Genomic DNA, 26,439 nt, shown 5'->3' with positions numbered 1-26,439 from the left:
GTCCGCACCTCATGTCCGATTTGCGTTCGGGCGAGAGCTTGATACATTGAGAACAACCGGAGAACTTCGATAGTGGACATCGTTGACAAGGCGACGAGGTCGCGAATGATGAGCCGGATAAAGGGAAAGGACACCCGCCCGGAGCTGGCGGTGCGCCGTGCGGCCCACACGCTCGGCTACCGGTTTCGGCTGCATCGCCGCGATCTGCCCGGCAGCCCCGACTTGGTGTTTCCTGGACGTCGCAAGGTAATCTTCGTCCACGGCTGCTACTGGCATCGCCATCCGGGCTGCCGGTTCGCCACTACTCCTGGAAGCAACGTGGAATTCTGGACCGACAAATTCAATCGTAACATCGCGCGCGATGCCGCGGCCATTGCTGCGCTCGAAGGGCAGGGCTGGCGGCCGCTGGTATTGTGGGAATGTGAGACGTTTGATTCCGAGGTGCTGGCCGCGCGCCTCTCGGCACATCTGGAGAGCGGACGGGAACAGGAATGAAGAGGCTGCCGGAAGTCCGTCTGCAAAAACTTGAGCGACTGCGTGGAGGCCACGCGCCTCGCGCGCTTGAGCTGTGTTCGGGCTGTGGCGGCCTCTCCCTGGGAATGGAAGCCGCTGGTATCGAGCTACTCGCCCACGTCGAGTTCGACTCGACGGCGGCCGCCAGCTACGCGCTCAACTTCAGGCCACCGCACGAGGACAGCGCCGAGGCCTGGGCCAGGGCGCGAGATATGGTTGCCTCGGACCCAGCGACTATCGCCGAGGAGATAGGACTCAAAGGCAAGGTCGAGGACCATTTCGACATTCTCGCGGCCGGACTGCCCTGTCAGGCTTTCGCACGCATTGGTCGCTCCAAGCTGCGCTCGGTCCGAAAGGACGAGGAAGCTTTCAAGAACGATCCCAGGGCCCAGCTTTATCAACGGTTTCTACAATATGTTGAGGCGGTCCAGCCAGTCGCCCTCATCATTGAGAACGTTCCCGACATCCTCAACTTCGGCGGCCACAACGTCCCCGAGGAGATTTGCGAGCACCTGGAGGAAATGGGATACCGCGTCCGCTATACCTTGCTCAACGCCGCCTACTACGGCGTGCCGCAAATGCGGGAACGGCTTTTCTTGGTGGCGATCGACGAGTCGCTCGGGTTCGATCCATCATTTCCCCAGCCCACTCACGCCGCCAAGCTGCCGTCAGGATACGAGAGCGCTCGATCGACGGCGCTCAAGCACGTGCCGGCGGAGGGATCGCGTTTCCATCCGATTCCGCAAGCGGTGCCCGGTCTGCCCCCGGCCGTGACGGTGAAGCAGGCACTCTCGGACCTGCCTGTCATCACCGAGCACTTCGCCGAACCAGCGATTATGCGCCGTCGGAAGACATCGGACGTCCTGCCATATGCCGCCTACGACGGCCTGGAGTCCTACGCCAAGCTTATGCGCCACTGGCTAGGGCATGACCGCGTGATCCTTGGCACCAGCGGCCATGTGGTGCGCATAACACCACGCGACTTCGAGACCTTTGCGCGCATGAAATCCAATGGCGAGTATCCGCACGCCTTCAAGGTCGCCCACGAGCTCTTTGAGGAGCATCTTTCCAGCTTGGCTGCTAGTGAGAAGCCACGCAACAATTCCGCGGCCTGGAAGAGTCTCCGCGCCACCTTCGTGCCGCCTTACGACCCCGGAAAGTTCCCGAACAAGTGGTGGAAGCTGGATCCAAAGATGCCTTCGCGCACGCTCACGGCACACATGGGCAAGGACACGTATTCGCATATCCATTGGGATGCGACCCAGAAACGGACCATCTCGGTACGTGAGGCCGCGAGACTTCAGTCGTTCCCGGATAGCTTCCGGTTTGCTGGCGCCATGAATGCGGCGTTCCGGCAGATCGGCAACGCGGTGCCACCGCTGCTCGGATTGGCCATTGCCGAGCGTCTGTGCAAGGACCTCGTGCGCAAGCCGGTGGCGGCACCCGTCGTGACAATCAAACTCGAGGCGACCGCCAAGGTCGCCTGATCAGGCTGGCTCGACGACGGGCGCGAGCCCCTCGCTCTCAAGGCGGGCTTTGATCTGCAGTAGACGCAGGCTCTGCTTGTCGGTCGGCAGCCCCTGTACGAGCCCGGCGGCGACCTTAACTAGCCGCTCCTCATCGGGGGCGAGTAGCCGGCGCGCCAGGGCCCATTCGCGCACTCCGGACCAGTAGGGGCGGCCAAGACGCACCACAGTAGCCTGGGCGGAGATGCCCGAGTCCACCCTCTGTTGGGATCTAGCAGTGCGATCCGTCGCCTGGACCTCGCTGACATCGAGCAGCTCGGTCAGGAATTCAGGCTTGATCTCGACTGACACTTGCTTGGCGCGTTCCCAGCATAGATCGCGCTTGCACCACTCGGTGACGTTCTGCACGCCGGCTGGCGGCTCGACGATCACCCCATGCATTGCGCATGCGATGCGCTCGATCTGGCCACTGAGCGCTGCGGTCAGCCCCTGCCGCTGCCAGACGCCGAGGAGGTCCACCGCCTTGCCGTCGGCACTGGCGACAAGCTGCGCTAGACGCGCGACCGTGTAAGCCACGACGTTGGCGCGGTACCCGCCCGAATACCAGGGCTGGGTCGAGACCAGTCGCTCCGTGGCACGGAAGATCATCACCCGGGCCACTGCGACGCGGAAATAGTCCTCGTGGAACTTGTCCGGCGCCACCTCCCACCTTTCTGTGATGAAGGTCGCGAACTCTATGAAGTTCTTCTGGGCGCCCCGGCTCACGATCTGGGGCAACTGCCGCCAAGCATTCTCGCTCTTCGCCAGATCGGTCTTGGTGATCACTTGCTCGCGCGGGTTCATCTCCAGGAAGCGCTTGCGTTCGGCGGGGCCGAGAACCGCCTGCTCGTTGAGGTACTGGCCTCGGGCGCGTTCATAGAACCAGTGGGTCTCGTGTTGAGCCCCTGTCAGGGCGGGCGCCCAGATCCGCCGGGAAATCTGTTCCAAACGACGGTGATAATCGTGGTTGGAGAAGAAGTCGGCGTCACTGACCTTGTTCTGGCTGTTGGCGTACCGGGCGATGAGCGGGATCATCTCCCCCGACTTCTCGGGACTCACCACCGACAGCTTCATCGGCACGAAAATGCCCTGAAGCGACACCTTGTCGGCGCGTCGCGTGGCGGCCAGCGACGCCGTCGTCTGGCCGCCATTGACGATCTGCAAGTCGGTGACACTGGTGATCCTGTCACCGTCGGCTGTACGTGTGACAATCACCGCTGAGGCCGTGGCGGCGATCCCGTTGTTGTAGGCGAAGAACATCTCGGGCTGCTGGACTGCGGTGTTGCGGATCCCCTTGTTGATCCGGCCCTTGGCGCTAAGGAACGAGCGAACATTGCCCTCCAGCAGCCGGCTGCCATGGTTGTCGTATATCTGGGCCAGGACCTCTCCGGGCACGATGCATAAATAGGCGGTGTACTGGTTGCCGCCCGTCCCAGCCTTGACGCAAGGCAACCCGCCGCCTGACACCCTCCCGAAGTCGACCACGAGCTCGTCGCGGCCGCTGCGCGAGGCATGAACGCGGTGGAGGCGGGCGATGTCCCAGATATGGAATTCCACCGGCACGTTGGCGATCTCACCCTCAGGCCAGTCTCGGGCCCTGGTGCTCAGCGTCGCATCGGTCAGAATGTAGGCTCGGATGCGGGCCAAATGGGGCGCTCGGCGGCGCAGCTCCGAGGCGAGGCCATGCGCGGGGTGGCTCTCGTCGATGTCGGCCTCGAGCCGTCCGGCGATTGCCTCCTCGACGAAAGCGCGAAGACGTCCGAAGGCCGCTCGGGCGTCGGTCTGGGTTAGGGTGGTGATCTCGGTGCCGAGTATAGGTTCTGCTAGCAGAAGGCGGACAGAGCCGTCGGCGTCGTCGAACGCATAGCCGTCGACCGCCAGGTTGCGGCGCTTGGCTCCCATTCCTCGGAAGAAGCAGGGTTCGAAGTCGGCGATCTCGCCCGCTTCCTCGAGATAGTGGACAGCGACTTCAACGAATGCCGAATGTCGGAAGTTGGCGTCGGCCGTCGCCCAGATTGCCACTTGGTTGATCAGGTCTTGCCGAAAGTCGTCAATCTCCATGGTCAGGCCTCAATGTGACGAGATGGGGATGGCAGCGGGCCAGCTCGATATCGTAGGCGGCCTCGTCGATTCCAGCGGGCGTCAACCCGCGGACAAGGCGTGGGAAGTCTCCCTCGACCTGGAAATACCGGATGCCGTCGAGGCGATAGAAGCGTTCGTCGTAGCCTGTTGCGCCGTCGTAGCCACCTCGCTGCAGTCTCGCCTCCAGCTCAAGAAGCGCCCCATGGGCCTCCCGCGTCAAAAGATCCTGCCGCAGATCGTCCACAAGACGAGCCGCCGATCGCCCGTCGACATCGTCGGAAGGCGCCAACGTCACGACGGCCAGGAGCAGTCGGGTGTCTACGACGTCCAGCTGATCGAGAGAATTGATCCGGGTGGTCGACGCACCAGGACGGATCGTCTTCACCTCGATTCGCAGTCCGGGAAGCACCACATCCTGGTGACCGCCCATCGGACCGGCCCATCCGAGAAGGACAGTCGCCGGCGGCCAGTGCGCGAGACATTCTCGAAGCACAAGTATCTCGCCCAGAAGACCGCGCAGCTCATGTTCGTCCAGCAGGCCGGACCCGCCCGAGAGCAGACGTCGCCAACGTAGTAGGTGAGCCAGCAGATATCCTGACGCGCCGCCCGGGCCGATCGCGCGCAATGCCGCGATCACATCATCGCACAGACTCGCGAAGGGACCGCGCAGCGCAGGCTCGGTTAGCCAAACCCCCGTCGACCAGCGTTCGTCGAGGCGCTGTCCGATCTCGACGGCCACAACCTCGAACACGGGTGACTGTGGAGGGCGTTCGTGGGTGAGCAGAACGAGCCCCGGACGCCCGACGCCGTCTAACGCCGCGTAGAGATCGCAAGCATGGACGGCGTCGACCCGACGTGCACCACCCACGCCGCGGTCCCGAGCCAGGGTGTCCCAGAGATCACCGATCGACATCGCCGTTGCCAAGATCGTCGTCGCCGTCCTCGGGCTCAAACATGGAGCGCCATTCCACCAAGTTGACCTTGTAGATCACCTTACCGCGGACCTCGGCGTCATCGAAGCTGGGGAAACTGAGTCCGAGCGCGACGAGGGGCGGTCCCTCTGGGTTCAGAGGCTTCTGCTCGTCCCGAGGCGCTCCCTTCGGCCTCGTGAACCCGCGTAGGAGGTGCAGGAGAAGCAGCGGGCGTTCACGGACCGCCCTCCAGGCGCTATCGGGAATGTTGGCGTCGACGGCCTCAGCCTCCACCGCGGCGATCTGTTCCTCGCTCAAGCCCTCGCGCTCCGCGCCGCGCGATCCGACGCGGGCGCTCGATCCCGAGACTAGCAGCGATGGCGGATCGGACTTGACGACGACGTTGCGCTTCTGCGGCCGAATCTTGAGGCCGCCGAACGTTACCTCATCCAGACTGCCGTTCGGGATGACGACGTCCCAGGTCTGAAGGCTCGGCTCGTCGGTCTCGTCGAGAAACTCGGCGAGCTGCCCGGACTGGAAGTCGTGGTTGAGCGGGTGGGTCTCGAAGTCGGCCAGGAGCGCGGCGACCTCATCTTTAGAAATCCGGCACCAGAGATGGTTGCCGTACGGCGAGACCTCGGGATCGCCATGGCGTTCAATCATGCGGCGGATGAAACGATCCGCAGTCTCGGCGTTGGCGTGAATGACCGGCGCCGCGCTGCGCAGGCGAGCGGTCTCGATGCCCTCGCCGTCGAGCGCGACTTCTCGGATAATGGTCCTGGCGGTGCGCATCTTGTTGCGCGCCGTAACCAGCAGGGAATCGGGGTGGCCGCGGACCTTTAAGCCGAAGTCCCGCGGCACAAGCCGCAGGCGCTTCATGCGCTTGAGTTCTCGGCGCAGCTCCTCAGAGGCTACGGTAATGTGCTCGTACCAGAGGGCGGCTTCCTCCGTCAGCCACAGTCGGCAGAGATCGAGATAGCCGTCGCGATAGCCGAACCAGCGTCCCATTTGCAGCAGAGTGTCGTACATCTGGGTACTGCGGAAGAAATAGCTGTGGCTCAGTCCCTCGAGCGTCAGTCCTCGCGCTAAGCTGTTGCCACCGACGGCGATGACTCGCAGGCCTTTCTCCTTATGTGAGAGGAAGTCGAGACTGCCAGAACGCTGGTTGACCGACTTCACGACTATTGGGAGCGCGCCCTCGAGCAGGGCCTTCTGGACTGTTGCCCACTCGAAGCCGAGGTCGGCGTACTCCTTGTCGAACGTCGCCTTGAGGCCCGCCAAACGCGGGATTTCCAGCGCTTCATTCGGCGGCAGCTGGCTGTAGTTGCGGATGTCGCGTTGTAGGTCGCGGATCTCGACGTCAATCAGGTCGCGCGTGACGTCCTGGACATTGGTCCAGGCGCTGACGTTGACCAGCATCGACCGGTGCGTGGGACCCTCGCTGCGAAGATCGCGCAGCGTGCTGGCCACGACGAACTGCCGAATCGCCTCCACCAGGCTCTCGGGCAGGGCCGTCACCGAATGATGCGACTTGTGCTTGGGCGGGTAGTGCGCCTCGGCGTCGTCGATCCAGCGCACTATTTCGGAGATACCGCTACCGAAGAGCTTCCTGGCACCCACATAGTTGGTGGGTGGCTCCAGTGCGTAGATGAAGTCGCGCGGAAACAGATCCTCCAGCATCGCCTCGGGCGTGTCGGGATTGATGAACACGTTCGCGAAAGGAGTCGCCGTGAAACCGACGTAAGAGGAACGCTGGAAGAGAGCCAGTAGGGATCGGATCCGTAGGTTGATCTTCGTCGGGTCGTTGTCGGGATCGTTGGTATTGACCGACGCGGCGTCGGCCTCGTCGTCGATCAACAGAACCGGGCCCCGAATGTGTCCGTCAGGCCCGGCGTTCTTGGCCCTGAGCCACCCTTCGAGGTTCTCGAGGATCTTCTTGTTCTTCTTCAGCACCAGGAGCACGGGCTCCTTGAAGGCGTCAAGACGGAAGTTATGCACTGTCATTATCTGTCGACTAAAGTCGCGTGACCGCGACGTGAAGACCCCGGCCATCCGGCGCTGATCGATCGCGCCGACCCCGACCACCTTTGACGTTGAGATCTGAGCACCTTGGAGGAAGTCGGAACTGTCCAGACCGACGAAGCCCTCATCCAGGCGTTCCTGGGTCTGGCGGCGCAGGCTCTCCAGCGTGCCGGTGAGAAGGATGATTAGCCGAAAACCGGCGTCAGCCGCCTTAGCGCAGAGCGCGGTATAGGTCGCCGTCTTGCCCGACTGCACGTCCCCGACCACCATTCCGAGACGGTTCCAGGATCCCGGTCTGGCGGGGTCGCCGACATAGTCGAGGATTTCGTCGGTCACCGAATCGAGTGTGGTGACCACGTTCTTGGGCCAGGAGCGCAGGAGCAGTCGTCGATAGCGCTCCCAGTAGAAGGGGTCGATCGAGGCCTTCCGATCGAGAAGCCAGGGAACGTGATCGCCAGCGTCGATGGCCGTGCCCGACTCCATGGTAATGGCGAGATTTGCATGAAGGCTGCGGATCAGTTGGTCGAACTCTGAGTCCTCGACCGGCATGGCCAGCCGGAAGCTCTTGGCAAGACAAAGCAGCTCATCCTCAGTCGGCCGTCGGTCGTCGGGCAACACCGCCACGATCGCCAGCTCGAGTTTCTTCAGGTTGTCAGTCGACATCGGCGAGGCCTTGCAGAATTCGTTCGGTCTGGGTGGGATTGGTTGAGAATGGTTCGAGGGTGGGGAGGGCCTTCAGGATGTCGGACCGTCGAGCCGGATCTCCTCCGGCCGCGTCGAGCATCCGCCCTGCCAGATCTTGCAGGAACGCTTCGGACTCGCCAGCGTCTGTCGAAGGCGGCACTCGTCGTTCCGACGCAAGGTCGGCGTAGAGCGCGTCCGTCGGCAGTGACATCTCCACGGTGCGGAGCATTTGGTCGACAAGTCCCTGATCGGCCGGATCGAGGGCGCGTCGTAAGGCTTCGACGATGGGGTGATCACGATTGACGGTGTAGTCGACGCCACCTCTAACAACGAGGCGGTGCCAAACATGGATGACCGAGCCACCTGCCGCGCGACGCCCTCGGAATCGATAGACATGGCGACTGGTCTCGGCGATCCGTTCCACCACGCGCTTGAGCCCCGTACGGATCACCTCCGGTGGATTGGCGGCCGACTTCTTCACGTCCAGCGCCCACAGGTGATCGAGAGAGTTGGGAATGTCGACGCGGACGCGGGCCAGCTTGGTCAGCTCCTCCTGCCGCACGAGCCTGAACCAAGTCCCGGACGTGATGAGGCGGCGATTGCGGTAGACATAGAATCCCTGCCCACGTCGGAGCCCTTCCTCCCCGCCGGCGAGCGCGAGATCGGCGGCAGTCAGCTTGCTGATATGCGGCAGGACGTAGGGCGTGAAAACTACATCGACGCCCTCTACCGACAGACGCTCCTCCGGCAGCTGCTGGGTGGCCCTGTTGGCGCGCAGGAACGGGTCGAGGGGTTTGAGCACCAAATTGTTGACGCTAAGCGCTAGCCGGCCGGCGCCCTCGTCGCCGGCGATGTAGCGGTGGAACACCAGTCCAAGATGTTCTCGTCCTCGATCGACGAGCTCGTCGAGAGCTCTAGTTTCAGACGCCTCGCCAGCTGTGGCGCGATCGAATTTCTCCCAGATCACCACCGTACCGCTCGCGAGATCGGCCAGTGGCGCTGCCTGCGGGATCTGGCTGGCCTCCTCCTCCCCGAGCACGTCGAGGGCCCAGTCGCCGGACCGCTCTACTTCGTCCAGGTCCCATCGCGCCGCGCACCAGCCAGCGCCGGTCTTGCTTACGACGGTCAGACGGCGGCATTGCGAAAGCGTAGCGGTCTTCAGGCCGAGGCCAAAGCGGCCGAGATCTCCTGGTCGCCGTTCCCGATCAGGGCCGACCCCGCCGTGGCGCATGGCCTCGACCAGCTGATCCTCCGTCATCCCATCTCCATCGTCGATGAAGGCAAGGTAGGGGCTTGGCAACGTGCGAAACTGGATGCCCACCCTTTTCGCGCGAGCGGCCACGCTATTGTCTACGATGTCGGCGAGCGCAGCCTCGAATGAATAGCCGATCGCCCGCAGGGAGTTCATCATCGCCGGTGCCGACGGTGGATGGATAAGCCGTCTCATGTTCTCTTCGAGCCGGACGGCCGCCGCCTCCGAAATGCTCCCCCAACTACAGAGGCCAGTAGATCAGAAGTTGAACCTTGGCCGCAAGTGCGTTTTGCGCGAGATAGTTCTCGATATCACCTTATATCACCTTTGCCGTCCAGATCGTCTGATCCTTGTAGGACGCACCCGAATGTCGCGTTCCTGGAGCTGACCGATGTCGGTTGATGTAATGCCTCACGACACCATGAAAACCAAACAGAACACATAGAGAACATTTTCTTGCTATCGGCCTGCGACATTCGCCATAATCCGCCGATATTCAGAGACGAGGCAAGGCGATGGAACTTCCGCCGAACGTAACTCCCACCGGCAAGAACGGCAGCATTCCGACCAGTCTGGATCTATGGCGTCTGTGTGACGCGCTCACCGTAGTGCAGGCAGCGCTGCTCATAATCGGTCAAGATCCAAGCGAAGATGGCCTCGAAGAGCTGGTCGAGGAGTGGGAAGCATATCGGCAACCGACCCGTTACAGGACTGCCAAAATTGCTTTGGAGCATGCCATTCGGCGTTATGAATTGGATGCGAACATCGTTTACATTGGCGAACCCGAAAAGAAATTTAATGGGCATCAACGGGAGGTCGATTTTATCATTTTCTCCCGGACAACAATCGAGGTCTCCGATCTTCGCTCTTGGTTGTTTTCGAAAGGCTTCACCACCGGGTTTTTCTTCCCCGACAGGCGACAGGAGGCGGATTATCTCGATCCGGACCATCCCCGCTTCGCACCGAAGCTTGCGGCGGCCGTCCATGCTTGGCAAGCGGTCGAGAACCCCGGAAGCAAATCGCCCAAATCGGCGCTGGAAAAATGGTTGCGCGAAAATGCAGCGAAACATCGGCTGACGGATGCGGACGGCAACGTGAATGAAACCGGCGTTCTGGAATGCGCGAAGGTGGCGAACTGGGAGCCCAAGGGCGGGGCACCGAAAACACCGACCCAGGCGCTCATTCCCGCACCGCTCGTGAAACCCTCTCCTCGGTTGGCGGTGGTCGCCAAAAGCAAGTTCTCTTCGGCCGATATGGATGACGATATCCCGTTTTGACGGGTTGGGGCGAAACATTGGGGAGGGTTCGGTCGAAACCCTGCCAGGTTCCGCGTCGTTCGTCCCAAGATCGGTCGAAATGCGACGAGGGTTTTCTGAAACCCGTCTACCTATTCGCCAGCCAGTGCTTTCGCCAATGTTTCCTGACACCCGGCACGACCCGGGCAACCATCAGGAAACACAGATGAACGCGAACGACCGGACTTCATCACAACCCGCCTTGCTCCATCGCATCCACGACGTGGTGCGCATGACCAATGTCGGCCGTACCACCATCTATGGCGAGATCGCCAGCGGACGACTTCGCATCGTCAAGCTCGGCCGTGCCACCTTGATCCGGGACGACGATTTACGGACTTGGCTCGATAGCCTGTCGTCGAGCGAGCGCCATGCAGCTTAACCTTCATGGCGCTCGCGACCAAGCAGCGGGACCGGCCGCATGCCCGGCTCTATGCCGAATGGCTACACCTGCCGGCCTGGGACGCCTTGAGCCCGGAAGCCATCACCTTGCTCGTCACGCTGATGGCGCGCTTCCGCCCCTTCGATGGCAATTGCATCGCCCTGTCGGACCGGCAGGCGGCCGCACTGGCGCATTGCTCCCGCCCGACGGCAGTGAAGGCAATCGCGAGCCTGGTGGAACTGGGCTGGCTCGAAATCGAGGCCATCGGCTCATTCCGGGGCGCCCGCGACAAGCGTGTCTCGCGCTATTCGCTCACCTGTCAGCCGCGCTATGCCGGCGAGCCCGCAAAGATGACTTTTCTCCATTGGCGGCCATTGGCGAGCGGCCAAAAGGAAAACCGCAAACGGCCTCAATCTGTACCACCGAGGGCCAAGGAACAGACCAATGACAGCAAACTCCACACGACAACGCTCGACGCGCAAATCGTTGATATCGCGAGCACTTCGTCCAGCTCCGGCCGGCCCGTGCATTAGGTTCGACATAGCTAGTATTGCGGCTGCCCCGCTGAGGATCGAAAGCCGTCGCCCAATTATGTCGGGCCGTAAAAGGAGCGCGGCATGAGCACGAAGACAAAAACGGCTCCGCACAAGGCGCCGAAGGTCGAAGACGACGTCGCAAAGAGCCAGGCGATCCTCATGACGCATGCCGGCGTCAATGCCGCCGCGATCATCGAGAAATTCAGCGCTTCCGCCATGGGCGAGCCCGGTATCGAGTTGATCGCCGCAGCGGTGGGCGGCAACATCGATAAAGTACAGTCCGGCAGCATGAGCGGTTGCGAGGCCATGCTTATGGGGCAAGCTGTAGCACTGCAATCCCTATTCATGAGCCTGTCGCGGCGCGCAGCCGCGCAGGACTACCTCAAGCAATACGAGACTTATCTTCGCCTTGCCTTGAAAGCCCAAAGCCAATGCCGCGCCGCGCTGGAAACGCTGGCGGCCATCAAGAACCCGCCGGTGGTTTTCGCCCGGCAGGCTAATATCGCCAATGGCCCTCAGCAGGTGAACAACGGCCTTGCCAACCCGCACGCGAGCAAAACTTTATCTGATCGAAACGAACTATTGGAGCATGGCAATGAGCAGCCCATGGACCTTGGAAAGACGGGCGAAACAATCGGCGACGATCCGGCAACACCGCCCCTGGTTGAAGTCTACAGGCCCACGTAGTGCCGAAGGCAAAGCCAGAGCCGCCCGCAACGCCTTTAAGGGGGCGACGTGGCACGCCTTACGTGAAGAGGTGCGAGAGATGCGGCAGATCTTGCGTGAGCAGGCCGATTTCCGGAGAGAATATCGGTGCGAATGAAGAGAGCGGGCGCTGGCTATTTCTTCATTCCTCGCTAGTGTCCGCTCCTATGGTGATTGTTCATATTGCGTCCTGGAGATGAGATGACATTGTGGTTGGTGCGTGCAGGCAAAAACGGTGAACGTGAAGCCCTCGCATTGGAAAAGGATGTTGCTGTAATTGGATGGGAGCAGCTTCCTGATCTTAGCAAACCAGCTACCCGCGACGAACTCACCGCCCTTCTTGCCTGGACATATCCAAATGAGAAGCCAAAAACGCTATCAAACTGGGAAAGTCAGGTTTGGCCCTTCGCAAGGGTGATTGTCGAAGGCGATCTTGTCGTTTTGCCGCTTAAGACCAGGTCAACCATTGCTATCGGACGCGTGACCGGGCCTTACCAATATCGGTCCGGCCTAACCAGTGATGGATCTTTGCACACGCGGCCGGTTAAGTGGCTTGGTGAGTTCCCTCGTAGCGCCTTCGACCAAGACTTGTTGTACTCCCTTGGCGCATTCATGACGGTTTGCCGAATTCAACGGAATAAGGCTGAAGAACGCGTCAATGCCATTATTGCTGGAAAGTCAATTAAACCCACCCTGCAGGATGCTCCAAGGGATAAAGAGACATCAGCCGAAGACGCGATACCAGACATTGAGCAGTATGCGAGCGATCAGATCCGCAACTTCATTGCACGGCGCTTCAAGGGGCACGCACTGTCGAAGTTGGTCGCGGCAATTTTGACTGCTGAAGGCTACCACGTTCAGATTTCACCCGAAGGGCCAGACGGCGGCGTAGACATTATCGCAGGCAAAGGGGCACTCGGCTTCGACGCGCCACGACTGGCCGTGCAGGTAAAATCAAGCGAGAGTCCAATAGACGTGAAAATCCTCCGTGAGCTTCAGGGTTCCATGAAGAGTTTCGGTGCGGATCAAGGTTTGATTGTCACTTGGGGTGGCTATGGTAGGGCCGTCGCAAAAGAAGCCAGCCGACTTTTCTTTCAGATCAGGCTCTGGGATTCCGGCGATCTGGTCCGCATGATCCAAACTCACTATGACGCGATCTCTGATGATATTCAGGCGGATCTACCACTACAACGAATCTGGACGCTCGTACCAAGCGACGAATAGAAGCTTCGAAAACGGCTCCTATCCTGTGGCGGGTCGCCTGCGTTTGCTCACGACCGCCTTCAGACAGGCCTTTTGGTGGTACTATTGGTGGTATCGTTGCACTCAACAATATTTATTAACTAGCAATAACAATACATTAAGCACCAAATTCGATGACGGCTAGGGCACCAATCTCACTTCATGCTGAAGGACGTGCCGCCGCGATCAGCCACGCGCTGCGATCCTCGCCCTTCCATCCTCCGCCCACCCGTGACACTCTCCCGGTCCAGCCACACCAGGGAGCCATGCCATGTCCTCGTCCCCCGCCATCATCGTCACCGGCGCGGCCGGCAATCTTGGGGCCGCAGTGGTGCGCGAGCTTGCCAAAGGCAGCACTCCGCTCGTGCTGATGGAGCGCTCGGCGGAGAAACTCGAAGCCCTCGTCGCCTCGCTGCCGTCGGGCAGTGAGGTGCTGTCGATCGCCGGCACGGACATGACCTCGCAGGAGGCCTGCGAGGCGGCGGTGGCCGAGGCGGTGGAGCGGTTCGGGGCGGTGGGCGGGCTCGCCAATACCGTGGGCGGCTTCGCGATGGCGCCGGTCGCCAAGGCGCTTTCTCAATGGGATGCCATGCTCACCGGCAATGCCCGCACGGCGCTCGCCATCAGCGCCGCGGTGCTGCCGGCGATGCAGGCCGCGCGCCAGGGCCGCATCGTGCATGTGGCGGCGCTGGCCGGGCAGAAGGCGTCGGCCGGGATGGCCGCCTATGCCGCCTCCAAGGCGGCGCTGCTGCGGCTCACCGAGGCCATTGCCGAGGAATATCGCAAGGATGGCATCACGGCCAATTGCGTGCTGCCCGGCGTGATCGACACGCCGCAGAACCGCGCCGCCATGCCCAAGGCCGATACCAGCTCCTGGGTGGCGCCGGAGGCGATCGCGCGGTTGATCGCCTTCCTGCTCTCGCCGGAAGGCGGCGTGGTGACGGGCGGAGCGATTCCGGCCACGGGCGTGCCGGCGGTTTCCACGTAAAGCAGCGGGTTCCTTCCTGGGAGCGCGCATATCACGGTGACATGCCTGCCTGTCGCGATCTCGGCGGCCGGAAACACCGAACTGGCCAAAAGAACAGCGGACGAGGACGTCCGCGCTCCCGGGATGTTGTGCCACGGCCGATGTCGCCCCCCGGGCCATTGCCGCGCAATCTTCCGGCGCTATAGTTCCGCCCAAAAGCCCTGCCGGAGGAGGAACCGCATGCCGAAGCCTTTCATCCGTCTTGCCAAGGCGGCCATGCTCGCCCTGCCGCTCGCGCTCGGCCTCGCAATGGGCGCCGCCCCCGCCAGCGCCAAGGGCTGCGAGGATCTGGCGGCCGGGCGCTGCAAGGTGAAGCTGCCCGGCGGCATCACCATGGCCTATGTCGAGACCGGGCCGAAGGACGGGCCGGCGGTGCTGCTCATCCACGGCCTCACCGACAATATCCGCTCCTGGTCGACCACCATGGCGGCGCTGCACAAGCGCGATCCCGGCCTGCATATCCTCGCCATGGACCTGCGCGGCCATGGCCAGACCTCGATGCCGCCCCGAGCGACCTGTTCGCCCGCACCGGAGAAATGCTTCCGAACCAGCGATTTCGCCGGCGACATCGTCGCCTTCATGAAGGCCAAGAAGATCGCCAAGGCGACGCTGGCCGGCCATTCGCTCGGCAGCTTCGTCGTACAGGAAGTCGCCCTCACCCACCCCGAACTGGTGGAGCGTGCCGTGCTGGTGGCGAGTTCCACCAAGGGCGCCGACAATGTCGCCCTGCGCGACTACGTGCTGAAGGAGCCGGTGGAAGGCTCCTGGAAGAAGGCCCTGGAGGCCAAGGGCTGGAAATATCCCGCCGGCTTCTACATGCTCACCCCGCTCAAGGCCGATCCCAAGGCCGAGGACTGGATCGCCAAGAACTGGGTGGTGGATCCGGCGGCCGATCCCGCCTTCCTCAAACCCTATGTGCCGGAGACCGCCAATGTCCGGCTCGGCACCTGGATCGGCGCCAGCAAGGCCCTGCTGGCCACCGACAACACCGAGCGGCTGAAGGGCTTTTCGGTGCCCGTGCTGGTGATCTGGGCGACGCAGGACAGCATCTTCCTGGAGGCCGACCAGACCTGGCTGAAGCAGTCCCTCGGCGAAGCGGCCAGGGACAAAGGCATTCCCGCTTTCTGGAAGCGTTACGGCGTGCTCCCGCTGCCGGCCTCCGGGGCGCAGGTCAGCGATATCGGCCATAACGTGCAATGGGGCGCGCCGGACGCTGTCGCCGCCGACATCGAGGCCTTCATCAAGACGGGCGCGCCCACCAGCGATCTCCTGCACAGCGACAAGCCGCCGGCGCTCGACCACATCGTCACCGAGCCGGGCAAGGCCGAGGTGATAAAGCTCGACCAGCCGGCTGCGGGGAATTGAGGGAGCGGGACCGGCAGGTTCGGTGAGAAGCGTAACGGTTCCGGGCCGACCTGGAGAGACTGACTCAGCAATCGTAACGAGGCCGGGAAAAGCTCAATTTTGTCATGCCCGGGCCTGTCCCGGGCATCCAGCTTCCTCTGTTCGTTGAGACTGCGGCCCTGGATTGCCGGGACAGGCCCCGCAATGACAAAAGTCGAGTTCCGTCGATCTTCGGTCGGTCTCTTCAGACCGGCCTATCGAAACGCGTCTTCGCGCATTCACTTTAAGGCTTGTTAAGTACGGCAATTCACTTTATGACTTGTTAAGTGAACCTGCCGAGGCCGTGATGAAGCGTGCGGACGATCACAATGCCGACAGCGGCGCTGCGCCCAATCTGGAAGCGCGGCGCTCCAGCATCCTGGGCCAGCGCGTCAAGGCCTTCCGCACCGCGCGCCGCCTGACCCTGCGCGAACTCGGCGACCTCACCGGCACCACCGCCAGCTTCCTCTCCCAGCTCGAGCGCGGGCTTTCCGGCGCCAACACCTCCACGCTGATGGGGATCGCCAACGCGCTCGGCATCAATGTCGCCGACCTCTTCGACGAGGGCGAGGCTTCGCCGCACAAGGTCGTCTCCCGTTCCGAGCGCCCGGCCCTGCCGGCCAGCGGCGGCTGCCACAAGACCTTGCTGTCCCGGCGCCCGCTTCGCGACCTCGAAGTCTATTCCGGCGAGTTCGACGTCGGCGGCTCCACCGGCGACCAGCCCTATACCCACGGCAATTCCCACGAAATGTTCCTGGTGCTGCGCGGGCGCCTGCAGCTGACGCTCGGCCAGGAGAGCTTCATCCTCGAGGAGGGTGACAGCATCGAATATTCGTCCTCGACGCCGCACAAGACGGCGAACATCGGCGACACGCCGGCCGAGGTGGTGTGGATCATCTCCCCGCCGACCAGCGGCGCCGCCGACCTCGATCAATATGTGATCCGGAAATCGCTCGCATCCGGATCGCCAGAACAGACAAGCGAGTCTTCAGAGGGATAATGGGATGACAACTGCAACGGCATTTGCCCAACGATCTTGCGCAAAAGCGTTTTGTGCCGGCCTGGCCGGCGCTGCCTTTACCCTGCTCGCGGCCTTCCCGGCCCTGGCCCAGAGCGCGCCGCCGGCCGGCACCATCGCCGAGGGGTCGCTGAAGGACAAGACGCTGACCTTCGTCTCCTATGGCGGCATCTACCAGGACGGGCAGAACGCGGCGCTGAAGGAATTCGCCGAAAAGTCCGGCGTCAAGCTCCTGAACGACGGTCCGACGGAGCTCGCCAAGCTCCAGGCCCAGATCGAATCGGGCAACGTCACCTGGGACGTCGTCGACACCGGCGACCTCGCCCCCTTCGCCTATTGCGGCAAATATTTCCAGAAGCTCGACTTCACCAAGATCGACGTCTCGCACATCCCGCCCGGCCAGGTCGGCCCCTGCAGCGTGCCGGCCATGAATTACGGCATCGTGCTGATGTACAAGACCGACAAGTTCAAGGACAATCCGCCCAAGAACTGGAAGGACTTCTTCGACACCAAGAATTTCCCCGGCACGCGCGGCATCGACGGCAGCGGTGACCCGCCGGTCGGCCTGCTCGAACAGGCGCTCCTGGCCGACGGCAATCCGGTGGACAAGATGACGCCGGCGGATATCGACAAGGCCATCGCCCGCATCAAGGCCCTCGGCCCCGACACCGTGTTCTGGAAGACCGGCGCCGAATCCCAGCAGCTCGCCGAGTCCGGCGAGATCGACATGCTCCTGATGTGGACCGGCCGCGCCATGACCGCCGTCAAGAACGGCGCCAAATACACCCCCGTCTGGCAGGACTGGCTGGTGGTCAAGGACCAGCTCGCCATTCCGGTCGGCGTCAAGGATCCCGCCGCCGCCCATGCGCTGATCAATGCCTATCTCGGCAAGAGCGCGCAGGAGGCCCTGACCCAGAAGACCTCCTACTCCCCGGTCAACAGCGAGGCCAAGCCCGAGGTCGACGCGCAGGTGGCGGCCTTCCTCACCAACACCCCCGAACGCGTCAAGCAGGGCTACGGCTTCAACACGGCCTTCTGGACCGAGAACTTCGAGGCCCTGAACGAAAAATGGGGCTCCCTGCTGGCGGGCAACTGAGACGGAGCAGAAAGAGGCGAGCCTCCCTTCTCCCCTTGCGGGTATCGTCCACTCCACTTGGAGTGGACTGGGTGCCCCGAAGGGGTGGATGAGGGGGACACGCAACCTTGATGGTTGTCCGCCAACACCCCTCATCCGTCATTGCTTCGCAATGCCACCTTCTCCCGCAAGGGGAGAAGATTAGTCGTGCCTTGCTCGTCCCGGCCGAACCGTTTGAACTCAGGAGCCGCGCGTGACCGACACCATGCAATCCTCCATGGCCATTGGCCGGCAGCGCAGGTTGAGGCCGCTTTCGGCCTATCCGTCGCTGCTGACGGTGCCGGCCGTGCTGCTGCTGATTCTCGCCATGGGCTATCCGCTCGCCACCGTGGTGGTGCGCAGCTTCGCCGAGCCGGGCTGGGGCCTGCAGAACTATGTCTGGTTCTTCTCCACCCCGGCCAACCTCACCGTGCTGGCCCGCACCTTCTCCATCGCCGCGTGGGTCACGCTGGTCTGCGTGATCGCGGCCTATCCCTATGCCTATCTGATGACGGCGGTCGGGCCGAAATGGCGGCTGGTGCTCATTCTGTGCGTGCTGGTGCCCTTCTGGGTCAGCGGCGTGGTGCGCACGCTCGCCTGGGTCGTGCTCCTGCAGGATTCCGGCGTGATCAACAGCGCGCTCCAGGCGCTCGGCTTCGACGGCATCAAGCTGATCCGCACCCCCCTCGGCGTGGTCATCGGCATGGCGCAAGTGCTGCTGCCCTTCATGATCCTGCCGCTCTATTCGGTGATGCGCAGCATCGACCTGCGCCTGATCCAGGCGGCCCGCAGCCTAGGCGCCAGCCCTGTCAGGGCCTTCTGGCAGATCTACCTGCCCCTGTCGCTGCCCGGCGTCTTCGCCGGCGCCATCATCGTCTTCATCCTCTCGCTCGGCTTCTACATCACCCCGGCACTGCTGGGCGGGCCGCGCAGCACCATGCTCTCCACCCTGGTACAGAACCAGGTGCTGAGCCTGCTGGCCTGGGGCCGTGGCGGCGCCATGGGGGTCATCCTGCTGGTGGCCACCTTCCTGCTGCTCGCCATCGCCGCGCCCTTGATGCGCCAGCGCCACAAGCAGGCCTCGAGGAGCTGACGATGAAGCCTGTTTGCTCACGAAGTCATCCCGGACGCGCTGCAGCACGCAGTGATGCGGTACAGCTCCGGGATTGCAACCCGGATAAAGCGTGTTCTCGTCTCGCGATCCCGTGTCTGCGACACAGCATTTCATGCTGCATCGCGCACGGGATGCCCCAATGAGGAACTGACGATGAAACCGCTGCGTCTCTTCCTCGCTTTGTTCTGCCTGCTGGTCGCGATCTGGCTGGTGCTGCCGACATTGGTGATCATCCCGATGTCGTTCAACCAGAACAAGTCGCTGGCCTTCCCGCCCTCCGGCTTTTCCTGGCAATGGTACGAGAACTTCCTCACCAATCCGGACTGGTCGTCCAGCTTCTTCAATTCGCTGCGCATCGCCACCATCGTCGCCCTCGTCGCCACGCTGATCGGCACGCTCGCCGCCCTCGGCCTCAGCCGCATGAAGCATGCCGGCGGCGGCATCCTGCGCGCCCTGCTGATCACGCCCATGGTGGTGCCGGGCGTGGTGCTGGCGGTGGGGATCTATTCGGTCTACCTCACCTATAAGCTGGTCGGCACGGATCTCGGCTTCGTCATCGCCCATACCATGCTGGCCGTCCCCTTCGTGCTGATCGCCGTCTCGGCCAGCCTGGAGATGTTCGACGTCAGGCTCGAAAAGGCCGCCGCCAGCCTCGGCGCCAACCGTTTCACCGCCTTCCGCACCATCACGCTGCCGCTGATCGCGCCCGGCATCCTCTCGGGCCTGCTCTTTGCCTTCGTGACGTCCTTCGACGAGATCATCGTCGCGCTGTTCATCACCAATCCCTACCTGAAGACGCTGCCGGTGCAGATCTTCACCTCCATCACCCGCGACGCCGATCCCACGGTCGCCGCGGTGGGAACCATCGTCTTCCTTGCCACGACATTGCTGATCGCCGCCGGCCTCCTCCTCGGCGCGCGCTCGAAGAGGAGCTGAGATGTCCAACGCAGCCGCCATCTCCACCCCCGCCTCATCCGCCCAGGGCGCGGCCGGCGCCGCCATCGACATCTGCAATGCCAGCAAGCGCTATGGCAGCTTCACCGCGCTCGACGATGTCAGCCTTCATATCGAGCCCGGCGAGTTCATGACGCTGCTCGGCCCTAGCGGCTCGGGCAAGACCACCACGCTCAATGTGGTGGCCGGCTTCACCGAGCTCTCCAGCGGCGCCCTCGCCGTCGGCGGCGAGGACATTGGCGGCCTGCCGGCGCATAAGCGTAATATCGGCGTGGTCTTCCAGCATTATGCCCTGTTCCCGCATATGACGGTCGGCAAGAACGTTGCCTATCCCCTCGCCTTGCGCGGCATTCCCAAGGGCGAACGCGAGGTCCGTGTCCGCCGGGCTCTCGACATGGTCAAGATGGCAGATTTCGCCCACCGCTATCCCAGCGAGCTTTCGGGCGGCCAGCAGCAGCGCGTGGCGCTGGCCCGCGCCATCGTGTTCGACCCGCCGCTTCTGCTGATGGACGAACCGCTCGGCGCGCTCGACAAGAAGCTGCGCGAATGGCTGCAGCTCGAGATCAAGCGTATCCACCGCGAGCTCGGCACCACCTTCGTCTATGTCACCCACGACCAGGAAGAGGCGCTGGTGCTGTCCGATCGCATCGCCGTGTTCAACCATGGCCGCATCGAGCAGGTCGGGACCGGGCGCGAGCTCTATGACGAGCCGGCCACTTTGTTCGTCGGCAAGTTCATCGGCGAATCCACCACCCTGCGCGGGGCGGTGGAGACCTCCGGCAGCGAGACCTGCCTCACCATCGCCGGGCAGAAGGTCGTCTCGCGGGACAGGCTCGCCGATGGCCGGCAGCCGGTGATGCTCCTGCGGCCTGAGAAGCTCTCGCTCGCACCGGCCGCCACGGGCGCGCGCGACGGCCACAACAGCCTGTCCGGCCAGGTCAGCGAGGCGATCTATCTCGGCTCCAGCTCTAAATACCAGGTGGTGCTGGCCGACGGCTCGGTCGCCATCGTGCGGGCCCCGCTGGAAAGCCGGCCCTTCGCCATCGGCGAGGCCGTCGACCTCTGCTGGGCAACCGGCGATGCCAAGCTATTGGCCGACGACGAGCGTGCCGACCTGACCCTGACCTAAACGAACGGCGTTAACCTCTGCCCTCCCCTTGATGGGGAGGGTAAGCGCCACCTTCACACCGCATATTGCATCTCTTTTACGCGAGTCCCCCCATCATGGACGTCAAAGTCAACGGCAACATCTCGTTCTGGTACGCCGACATCGGCGGCGTGCCCGGCTATCGCCCGGCGCTGCCGGGCGACCGCAGCGCCGATGTCTGCATCGTCGGCGGCGGTTTCACCGGGCTGTGGACGTCCTATTATCTGAAGAAAGCCAATCCCGGCCTCAACATCATCGTGGTCGAGAAGGAATTCGCCGGTTTCGGCGCTTCCGGGCGCAATGGCGGCTGGCTCTCCGGCGGCTTTGGCTGGTCGCGCGAGAAATATCTGAAGACCTCCTCGCGCGGCGCGGTGGTCGACATGGAAGCGGCGATGCATGGCTCGGTGAACGAGGTGATCGCCGTCACCGAGCGCGAGGGCATCGACGCCGATGTCCGCCGCAACGACGCGCTGACGGTGGCCGTCAACCAGGCCCAGCTTGGCCGCATCCGCGAGTCCTACGCCTATGAGAAAAGCTGGAGCGTGCCGGATGCGCGCGTCAGCCTGATCGGCCGCGAGGAGATGCGCAAGCGCATCGAGATCCACAATGTCGAGGGCGCCTTGGTGCATCACGACACCGCCCGCGTGCAGCCGGCCAAGCTGGTGCGGGGCCTCGCCGCCGTGGTCGAGCGCCTGGGCGTTTCGATCTACGAGCAGACCGAAGTGACCCGTATCGAGAAAGGGGCGGTGACCACCAGGCGCGGCACCGTGCGCGCGCCGATCATCATCAGGGCAACGGAGGGCTTCACCGCCGGCATTCCCGGCTTCGAGCGCCTGTGGATCCCGATGAACAGCGCCATCCTGATGACCGAGCCCCTCAGCGAGGAGCAGTGGAGCCGGATCGGCTGGGACGGCTACGAACTGCTAGGCGACGCCACCCACGGCTATTGCTACGCCCAGCGCACGCGCGAAGGCCGTATCGCCATGGGCGGGCGCGGCGTGCCCTATCGCTATGGCTCGGCCACCGACGTGCGCGGACAGACCCAGGCCGAAACCATCGCGCAGCTCTATGCCATCCTGATGCGCCATCTGCCCCAGACCAAGGGGCTGAAGATGGACCATGCCTGGTGCGGCGTGCTCGGCGTGCCGCGCGACTGGTGCACCACGGTCGGCCTCGACCGCAAGAGCGGCATCGGCTGGGCCGGCGGCTATGTGGGCCTCGGCGTCTCCACCTCCAATCTCTCCGGCCGCACCCTGGCCGACCTGATCCTGGAGCGCGACACGCCGCTGACCCGGCTGCCCTGGGTCAACCGCTCCGTGCGGGAATGGGAACCCGAGCCCTTCCGCTGGCTCGGCATCCATTCGATGTACCGGCTCTATCACATGGCCGACCGGCGCGAGGCGGCAGGCCTGCCGCAAACCTCGCGCCTCGCCACCTTTGCCAACAGGATCACCGGGCGCTGAGAAGGCTCGGCTCAAGCTATTTCAACGTGCCTGAATTGGAATGACCATGATCGACAGCAAGACGTTCGCCGATCTCTCCTCCCTCGATCTCGGCCCCTTCGGCCCCAAGCCCACCACGCTCAGCGAAGGCCAGGTCGAGGCGGCAAGAACCTTGTGGAAGTCCGAGGACGGGCTGATGGAAGTCGGCGTGTGGGAGTGCACGCCGGGCCGCTTCACCGCCTCCCGCGAGCGCAATTCGGAAACCTGCCATATCGTGTCGGGACGGGTGTCGCTGCATGACGCCGGCGGCCAGACCCGTGAGGTGCGGGCCGGCGAGGCCCTGGTCCTGCCCAAGGGCTGGAAGGGCGAGTGGACCATCCACGAGACCACCCGCAAGCTCTACATCATGCATTACGACGCGGCTTGAATGCGCTTGTGGCGCCGCTCGGCCAGGATGGCGTTGATCTCCGCCCCGAGCAGGAAGGCCAGCGCCACCAGCCAGAGGAAGAACAGCGCCGCGAAGACGCTGCCCAGGCCCGCATAGAGTTTGGAGTAGGCAGCGAAGTCGCTGATATAGATGCTGAAGGCGTAGCCGCCGGCGAGCCAGAGCCCCAAGGTGATCAGTACGCCGGGCCAGATCACGCTGAACGAGGGGCGGCTCGCCACCAGGAACAGGTGCACCAGGATGATGGCGCCGCCCAGCACGAGCATGGTGACGCCGTAACGGGCGACTTCGATCAGCGGCAGCAACGGCGCCAGCACCGGTACGAAGCTGATCGTCGCCTCCCATATCACCGGCCACAGCACCACCAGCAAAGCGAGCGTGACCAGAGCAAGCGAGGCCACCAGCACGAAGAACAGGCTCTGCAGCCGGCACCACCAGAAGGACCGCATCTCGACCAGCCCATAGGCCCGGTTGATGCCGACGCGGATGGCCTCGACGCCATTGCTGGCCAGCACCACGGCCACGATGGCGCTGACGGTGAGCAGGCCCGGCCGGGCCGTGCCCAGCACCCTGTTGACCTCGCGGGCGATCGGTTCGGAAACCTCGTGCGGCCAGGTTTCGAACAGCAGGCGCACGATTTCGGCCTGCAGGTCGGCCGTACCGAGGACGCCCGCCAGGGAAGCCACGAAGATCAGGAAGGGAAACATCGCCGTGAGCAGGGACAGCGCCATATGGCTCGCCAGCGCGTAATCGTCGTGATCGGTGACCCGTTGCGTGAGATCGCAAATGAATTTGTACGCCCGCATGCGGCAACCATGCCATTGCATCTCGAGATTTGCCAGAAAGGGCCGCGAGACATCCCGAGAAAACGCCGATCGCCTATCTGGACCCGGCCTGGCGCGCTCTTCGGGTGAATAGCATGGGGGGGCGACTGCAATCGCTCGATATCACGCCCCTTCACGAATCGCGGAGGCGCCGTTCTCTCACCACTGTGTTACTCGCCCGTTCATCTTCGATGGGCTATGGCTTGCCGGTGTTTCCAATCGGAGCAAGCGCGGTTCAGCGAGAATGCACGCTTCTCTGACTCCCTGTTTCAACCCGTCCTTGCGATTGCCGGTAGTTCGGCAGGATCGCGAGGCGCTTTAGGCCTGGACGAGACCGATGCGGCGAAACCTGGTTGCAGCTCTGTTGTTGCTGGCCGCGAGCGGCCCGGCGATGGCGCAGCCGCGTGCCGTGGTGGAGCTGTTCACCAGCCAGGGCTGCTCCTCCTGCCCGCCGGCGGACAAGATGATGGGCGAGCTCGCCCGTGATCCCAGCGTGATCGCGCTGTCCCTTCCGGTCGATTACTGGGACTATGTCGGCTGGAAGGACACCCTGGCCGACAACACCTTCACCCGCCGCCAGCGCGCTTATGCCGAGGTCCGTGGCGACAGGGCCGTCTATACGCCGCAGATCGTGGTGGATGGCGTGCAGCACGCCGTCGGCTCCAATGGGCAGGAGGTCCACCGAGCCATCGAAATGGCCGCCACCCATCCCAATGTCCTCAGTGTTCCCGTCGCCATTTCCGGCACGAAGGGCGCCTACAGCATCTCGCTGGGCAAGAGCGCTCACAAGGGCGAGGTCTGGGTGGTCCCCATCGAGACGAGCGCGGAAGTCAAGATCGAGCGCGGCGAGAATACCGGCAAGACGGTGACCTATTCCAATGTCGTGCGCTGCTTCCGCAAGGTCGCCGATTACGACGGCAATGCCGCCACGCTGGCCCTGAAGCCGGACGTCACCAATGCCCCCGGCGCCGACAGTTTCGCCGTGCTGGTGCAGGCCGATACCGCAGGCCGCCCGGGCGCCATTCTCGGCGCCGCCATGCACAAGCCGTGAGGACTGTGGGAGTGTCGACCTCCTGGTCGACATCTCTCTCCTACACACGCGACGTTTCAGGAATGTCGACCAGGAAGTCGACACTCCAGTACAACCCGATCTTGGAAGCGGCACGGCTTGCGGTTAGGAAGGAAGCATTGACGGCCTGTGAGCCGACCTTCCGTTTCCTTTCCAACGAGCTTCAAATGATTGATCAGAATGATATTCGCGCCGCCTATCGGCGCGTCGCCGCCCATATTCGCCGTACGCCGCTGCTCGACACCCAGGCCGGAACCTTCGGCCTCGACCACGGCGTGCAGCTCAAGCTGGAATTCCTGCAGCATGCCGGCTCCTTCAAGCCGCGCGGCGCCTTCAACAACCTGCTGTCGCGCGAGGTGCCGGCAGCCGGGGTGGCCGCAGCCTCGGGCGGCAATCACGGCATCGCCGTCGCCCATGCCGCCCGCGCGCTGGGCCATAAGGCCCGCATCTTCGTACCGGTGATCTCCAGCCCCGCCAAGATCGCGGCGATCCGCGCTCGCGGGGCCGATCTCGACATCGGCGGCGAGCGCTATGCCGATGCCCTGGCGGCCTGCGAGCGCTATATCGCTGAGACCGGCGCGCTCTCGGTACACGCCTTCGACGCCTGGGAGACCATCGCCGGCCAGGGCACGCTCGGGCTGGAATGGGAAGAGCAGGCCGGCGGAGCGCTCGACACCGTGCTCGTCGCCACCGGCGGCGGCGGCCTGATCGCCGGCATCGCGGCCTGGTTCGCCGGCAGGGTCAAGGTCGTCTCGGTGGAGCCGGAAGGCTCACAATGCCTCAAGGCGGCCCTGGAGGCCGGAGGCCCCGTGGATGTCGGCGTGGAAAGCGTGGCGGCGGATTCGCTCGGCGCCCGCAATTGCGGACCCCGGGTCTATGCCGTGGCCAGCCGCCATGTCGCCGAAGCCATAACCGTTCCCGACAGCGACATCGTGGAAGCGCAGAGGCGCGCCTGGGCCGATGCTCGCCTCGCCCTCGAGCCCGGCGGCGCCACCGCCCTGGCGGCCCTGGTCGGCGGCGTCTACCGGCCCAAACAGGGCGAGCGCGTCGGCGTGCTGGCCTGCGGCGCCAATGTGGATCTGACCACGATCACGGGGTAGGCGTTTCAGTCCCTGTCGGGCGCGCCGAGCGGAAAGAGCTTGCGATAGGGGCGAGCTTCGTCGACGGCGCGCCTGACCGAAGGACGGGCGAGTACACGCGAGCGATAAGCCCGCACGGTCGGGAAAGCTTGGCTGATGGGATGCGTCCAGTCGGCGTAGAACAGGAAGGGAGCCGCTGCGCAATCCGCCATCGAGAAGGCCTCTCCAGCCGCCCAGTGCCGGCCCTGCAGCCGGCTTTCGAGCCAGCCATAGGCGGTTTGAAGCAGGCGCTTGGCCTCCTCCACGCCATAGGGGTCGCGATGTTCCGGCGGTCGCAGCGCGTCGTAGACCACCCTGCTCTGGGGGGTCGAAACATAGTTGTCGAAGAAGCGGTCCATCAGCCGGACTTCGAGTGCCGCGTCGGGATCATCCGGCAGCAGCCGCACCGGCCCCGGGTGATGGCGCTGCAGATATTCGATGATGATGCTGGTCTCCAGCACCACATGCCCGTCATCCTCCAGCACGGGAAACTTCTTCAGGGGCCAGAGCTTTTCGAGGGCGGCCATGCTGGCGGCATCGGCCAGCATGCGAAACTCGAACGGCAGGTCGTTCTCATAGAGTGCGATCAGCACCTTCTGGCAGTTGGAGGAAAAGGGATGCGCGTGCAGGACCAGGGACATTGCCGTCTCCTTCG

The 26,439-nt window shown here is 63.6% G+C and carries 24 protein-coding genes; 18 read left to right on the top strand and 6 right to left on the bottom strand.

Annotated features, from left to right (window positions below; translation table 11 throughout):
* Positions 1–69 precede the first annotated feature (69 nt).
* On the top strand, positions 70–495 hold the full coding sequence (gene vsr, locus J8I29_RS09765; RefSeq protein ID WP_348536000.1) for a DNA mismatch endonuclease Vsr: 426 nt from the start codon (positions 70–72) through the stop codon (positions 493–495).
* Positions 492–2,000, top strand: coding sequence for a DNA cytosine methyltransferase (locus tag J8I29_RS09760; RefSeq protein WP_209431495.1), 1,509 nt, complete (start codon positions 492–494; stop codon positions 1,998–2,000). Before vsr ends, J8I29_RS09760 begins: the two co-directional genes overlap by 4 nt.
* On the opposite strand, the gene J8I29_RS09755 is transcribed toward J8I29_RS09760, so the two are convergent.
* From J8I29_RS09755 to J8I29_RS09740, 4 genes are read right to left on the bottom strand one after another with little or no spacing between them, the layout of a single operon-like run.
* Positions 2,001–4,079 (bottom strand): AIPR family protein, encoded by a 2,079-nt coding sequence (locus tag J8I29_RS09755; RefSeq protein ID WP_209431494.1) that lies wholly within the window; start codon positions 4,077–4,079, stop codon positions 2,001–2,003.
* Complete coding sequence (locus J8I29_RS09750; protein WP_209431493.1) at positions 4,069–5,013, bottom strand: PD-(D/E)XK motif protein; 945 nt, start codon at positions 5,011–5,013, stop codon at positions 4,069–4,071. The genes J8I29_RS09755 and J8I29_RS09750 overlap by 11 nt, the downstream gene beginning before the upstream one ends.
* Positions 5,000–7,696 (bottom strand): Z1 domain-containing protein, encoded by a 2,697-nt coding sequence (locus J8I29_RS09745; protein WP_209431492.1) that lies wholly within the window; start codon positions 7,694–7,696, stop codon positions 5,000–5,002. The genes J8I29_RS09750 and J8I29_RS09745 overlap by 14 nt, the downstream gene beginning before the upstream one ends.
* Complete coding sequence (locus J8I29_RS09740) at positions 7,686–9,164, bottom strand: ATP-binding protein (RefSeq protein ID WP_209431491.1); 1,479 nt, start codon at positions 9,162–9,164, stop codon at positions 7,686–7,688. The genes J8I29_RS09745 and J8I29_RS09740 overlap by 11 nt, the downstream gene beginning before the upstream one ends.
* A 320-nt stretch (positions 9,165–9,484) precedes the next feature.
* Between J8I29_RS09740 and J8I29_RS09735 the strand changes: the two genes are divergently transcribed.
* The 14 genes from J8I29_RS09735 to J8I29_RS09670 all read left to right on the top strand — a co-directional run bounded on the left by J8I29_RS09735 (position 9,485) and on the right by J8I29_RS09670 (position 22,755).
* Positions 9,485–10,246 (top strand): hypothetical protein, encoded by a 762-nt coding sequence (locus J8I29_RS09735; RefSeq protein WP_209431490.1) that lies wholly within the window; start codon positions 9,485–9,487, stop codon positions 10,244–10,246.
* Positions 10,247–10,430: 184 nt separating this feature from the next.
* On the top strand, positions 10,431–10,646 hold the full coding sequence (locus J8I29_RS09730; RefSeq protein WP_209431489.1) for a helix-turn-helix domain-containing protein: 216 nt from the start codon (positions 10,431–10,433) through the stop codon (positions 10,644–10,646).
* 5 nt (positions 10,647–10,651) lie between these two features.
* On the top strand, positions 10,652–11,179 hold the full coding sequence (locus J8I29_RS09725; RefSeq protein WP_209431488.1) for a hypothetical protein: 528 nt from the start codon (positions 10,652–10,654) through the stop codon (positions 11,177–11,179).
* An 84-nt stretch (positions 11,180–11,263) separates the two neighbouring features.
* Positions 11,264–11,869, top strand: coding sequence for a hypothetical protein (locus J8I29_RS09720; RefSeq protein ID WP_209431487.1), 606 nt, complete (start codon positions 11,264–11,266; stop codon positions 11,867–11,869).
* 219 nt (positions 11,870–12,088) lie between these two features.
* Positions 12,089–13,111 carry a restriction endonuclease gene (locus J8I29_RS09715; RefSeq protein WP_209431486.1) on the top strand — a complete coding sequence of 341 codons (1,023 nt, stop codon included), beginning with the start codon at positions 12,089–12,091 and terminating at the stop codon, positions 13,109–13,111.
* 289 nt (positions 13,112–13,400) lie between these two features.
* Complete coding sequence (locus J8I29_RS09710; RefSeq protein WP_209431485.1) at positions 13,401–14,117, top strand: SDR family NAD(P)-dependent oxidoreductase; 717 nt, start codon at positions 13,401–13,403, stop codon at positions 14,115–14,117.
* Between the two features lie 219 nt (positions 14,118–14,336).
* Entirely contained in the window at positions 14,337–15,521 is a 1,185-nt protein-coding gene (locus tag J8I29_RS09705; protein ID WP_209431484.1) for an alpha/beta hydrolase, read from the top strand.
* A 325-nt stretch (positions 15,522–15,846) separates the two neighbouring features.
* A complete protein-coding gene (locus J8I29_RS09700; RefSeq protein WP_209431483.1) occupies positions 15,847–16,539 on the top strand; it encodes an XRE family transcriptional regulator in 693 nt (230 codons plus the stop codon).
* Positions 16,540–16,543: 4 nt separating this feature from the next.
* Positions 16,544–17,653 carry an extracellular solute-binding protein gene (locus J8I29_RS09695; RefSeq protein WP_209431482.1) on the top strand — a complete coding sequence of 370 codons (1,110 nt, stop codon included), beginning with the start codon at positions 16,544–16,546 and terminating at the stop codon, positions 17,651–17,653.
* A gap of 256 nt (positions 17,654–17,909) precedes the next feature.
* Positions 17,910–18,764: an ABC transporter permease gene (locus J8I29_RS09690; RefSeq protein WP_209431630.1), complete on the top strand. Its 855-nt coding sequence runs from the start codon at positions 17,910–17,912 to the stop codon at positions 18,762–18,764.
* Positions 18,765–18,932: 168 nt separating this feature from the next.
* A complete protein-coding gene (locus J8I29_RS09685) occupies positions 18,933–19,721 on the top strand; it encodes an ABC transporter permease (RefSeq protein WP_209431629.1) in 789 nt (262 codons plus the stop codon).
* Position 19,722: 1 nt separating this feature from the next.
* Positions 19,723–20,868, top strand: coding sequence for an ABC transporter ATP-binding protein (locus J8I29_RS09680; RefSeq protein ID WP_209431481.1), 1,146 nt, complete (start codon positions 19,723–19,725; stop codon positions 20,866–20,868).
* A 95-nt stretch (positions 20,869–20,963) separates the two neighbouring features.
* On the top strand, positions 20,964–22,349 hold the full coding sequence (locus tag J8I29_RS09675; RefSeq protein WP_209431480.1) for an FAD-binding oxidoreductase: 1,386 nt from the start codon (positions 20,964–20,966) through the stop codon (positions 22,347–22,349).
* Positions 22,350–22,395: 46 nt separating this feature from the next.
* Positions 22,396–22,755 (top strand): cupin domain-containing protein, encoded by a 360-nt coding sequence (locus J8I29_RS09670; RefSeq protein ID WP_105861032.1) that lies wholly within the window; start codon positions 22,396–22,398, stop codon positions 22,753–22,755.
* Here J8I29_RS09670 and J8I29_RS09665 read toward each other — a convergent pair.
* A complete protein-coding gene (locus J8I29_RS09665; protein WP_209431479.1) occupies positions 22,740–23,579 on the bottom strand; it encodes a YihY/virulence factor BrkB family protein in 840 nt (279 codons plus the stop codon). The genes J8I29_RS09670 and J8I29_RS09665 overlap by 16 nt on opposite strands.
* A 355-nt stretch (positions 23,580–23,934) precedes the next feature.
* Here J8I29_RS09665 and J8I29_RS09660 point away from each other — a divergent pair, with 355 nt between their 5' ends.
* Entirely contained in the window at positions 23,935–24,648 is a 714-nt protein-coding gene (locus J8I29_RS09660) for a DUF1223 domain-containing protein (protein WP_105861030.1), read from the top strand.
* Between the two features lie 185 nt (positions 24,649–24,833).
* Positions 24,834–25,766 (top strand): threonine/serine dehydratase, encoded by a 933-nt coding sequence (locus J8I29_RS09655; protein WP_209431478.1) that lies wholly within the window; start codon positions 24,834–24,836, stop codon positions 25,764–25,766.
* A 5-nt stretch (positions 25,767–25,771) separates the two neighbouring features.
* Here the strand turns inward: J8I29_RS09655 and J8I29_RS09650 are convergent, their stop codons facing one another.
* On the bottom strand, positions 25,772–26,425 hold the full coding sequence (locus tag J8I29_RS09650; RefSeq protein ID WP_209431477.1) for a glutathione S-transferase family protein: 654 nt from the start codon (positions 26,423–26,425) through the stop codon (positions 25,772–25,774).
* Between the last annotated feature and the right edge of the window lie 14 nt (positions 26,426–26,439).

Source organism: Labrys sp. LIt4, from assembly GCF_017813775.1.
Lineage (GTDB): Bacteria > Pseudomonadota > Alphaproteobacteria > Rhizobiales > Labraceae > Labrys > Labrys okinawensis_A.
This window is presented reverse-complemented; position numbering and strand designations above follow the sequence as displayed.

Coding starts and splice junctions, on each gene's coding strand:
- J8I29_RS09660 (WP_105861030.1), top strand. CDS start 23,935: ATGCGGCGAAACCTGGTTGCAGCTCTGTTGTTGCTGGCCGCGAGCGGC.
- J8I29_RS09720 (WP_209431487.1), top strand. CDS start 11,264: ATGAGCACGAAGACAAAAACGGCTCCGCACAAGGCGCCGAAGGTCGAA.
- J8I29_RS09700 (WP_209431483.1), top strand. CDS start 15,847: ATGAAGCGTGCGGACGATCACAATGCCGACAGCGGCGCTGCGCCCAAT.
- J8I29_RS09695 (WP_209431482.1), top strand. CDS start 16,544: ATGACAACTGCAACGGCATTTGCCCAACGATCTTGCGCAAAAGCGTTT.
- J8I29_RS09655 (WP_209431478.1), top strand. CDS start 24,834: ATGATTGATCAGAATGATATTCGCGCCGCCTATCGGCGCGTCGCCGCC.
- J8I29_RS09730 (WP_209431489.1), top strand. CDS start 10,431: ATGAACGCGAACGACCGGACTTCATCACAACCCGCCTTGCTCCATCGC.
- J8I29_RS09755 (WP_209431494.1), bottom strand. CDS start 4,079: ATGGAGATTGACGACTTTCGGCAAGACCTGATCAACCAAGTGGCAATC.
- J8I29_RS09675 (WP_209431480.1), top strand. CDS start 20,964: ATGGACGTCAAAGTCAACGGCAACATCTCGTTCTGGTACGCCGACATC.
- J8I29_RS09745 (WP_209431492.1), bottom strand. CDS start 7,696: ATGTCGACTGACAACCTGAAGAAACTCGAGCTGGCGATCGTGGCGGTG.
- J8I29_RS09690 (WP_209431630.1), top strand. CDS start 17,910: ATGGCCATTGGCCGGCAGCGCAGGTTGAGGCCGCTTTCGGCCTATCCG.
- J8I29_RS09760 (WP_209431495.1), top strand. CDS start 492: ATGAAGAGGCTGCCGGAAGTCCGTCTGCAAAAACTTGAGCGACTGCGT.
- J8I29_RS09705 (WP_209431484.1), top strand. CDS start 14,337: ATGCCGAAGCCTTTCATCCGTCTTGCCAAGGCGGCCATGCTCGCCCTG.
- J8I29_RS09665 (WP_209431479.1), bottom strand. CDS start 23,579: ATGCGGGCGTACAAATTCATTTGCGATCTCACGCAACGGGTCACCGAT.
- J8I29_RS09740 (WP_209431491.1), bottom strand. CDS start 9,164: ATGAGACGGCTTATCCATCCACCGTCGGCACCGGCGATGATGAACTCC.
- J8I29_RS09750 (WP_209431493.1), bottom strand. CDS start 5,013: ATGTCGATCGGTGATCTCTGGGACACCCTGGCTCGGGACCGCGGCGTG.
- J8I29_RS09735 (WP_209431490.1), top strand. CDS start 9,485: ATGGAACTTCCGCCGAACGTAACTCCCACCGGCAAGAACGGCAGCATT.
- J8I29_RS09670 (WP_105861032.1), top strand. CDS start 22,396: ATGATCGACAGCAAGACGTTCGCCGATCTCTCCTCCCTCGATCTCGGC.
- J8I29_RS09725 (WP_209431488.1), top strand. CDS start 10,652: ATGGCGCTCGCGACCAAGCAGCGGGACCGGCCGCATGCCCGGCTCTAT.
- J8I29_RS09680 (WP_209431481.1), top strand. CDS start 19,723: ATGTCCAACGCAGCCGCCATCTCCACCCCCGCCTCATCCGCCCAGGGC.
- J8I29_RS09715 (WP_209431486.1), top strand. CDS start 12,089: ATGACATTGTGGTTGGTGCGTGCAGGCAAAAACGGTGAACGTGAAGCC.
- J8I29_RS09650 (WP_209431477.1), bottom strand. CDS start 26,425: ATGTCCCTGGTCCTGCACGCGCATCCCTTTTCCTCCAACTGCCAGAAG.
- J8I29_RS09710 (WP_209431485.1), top strand. CDS start 13,401: ATGTCCTCGTCCCCCGCCATCATCGTCACCGGCGCGGCCGGCAATCTT.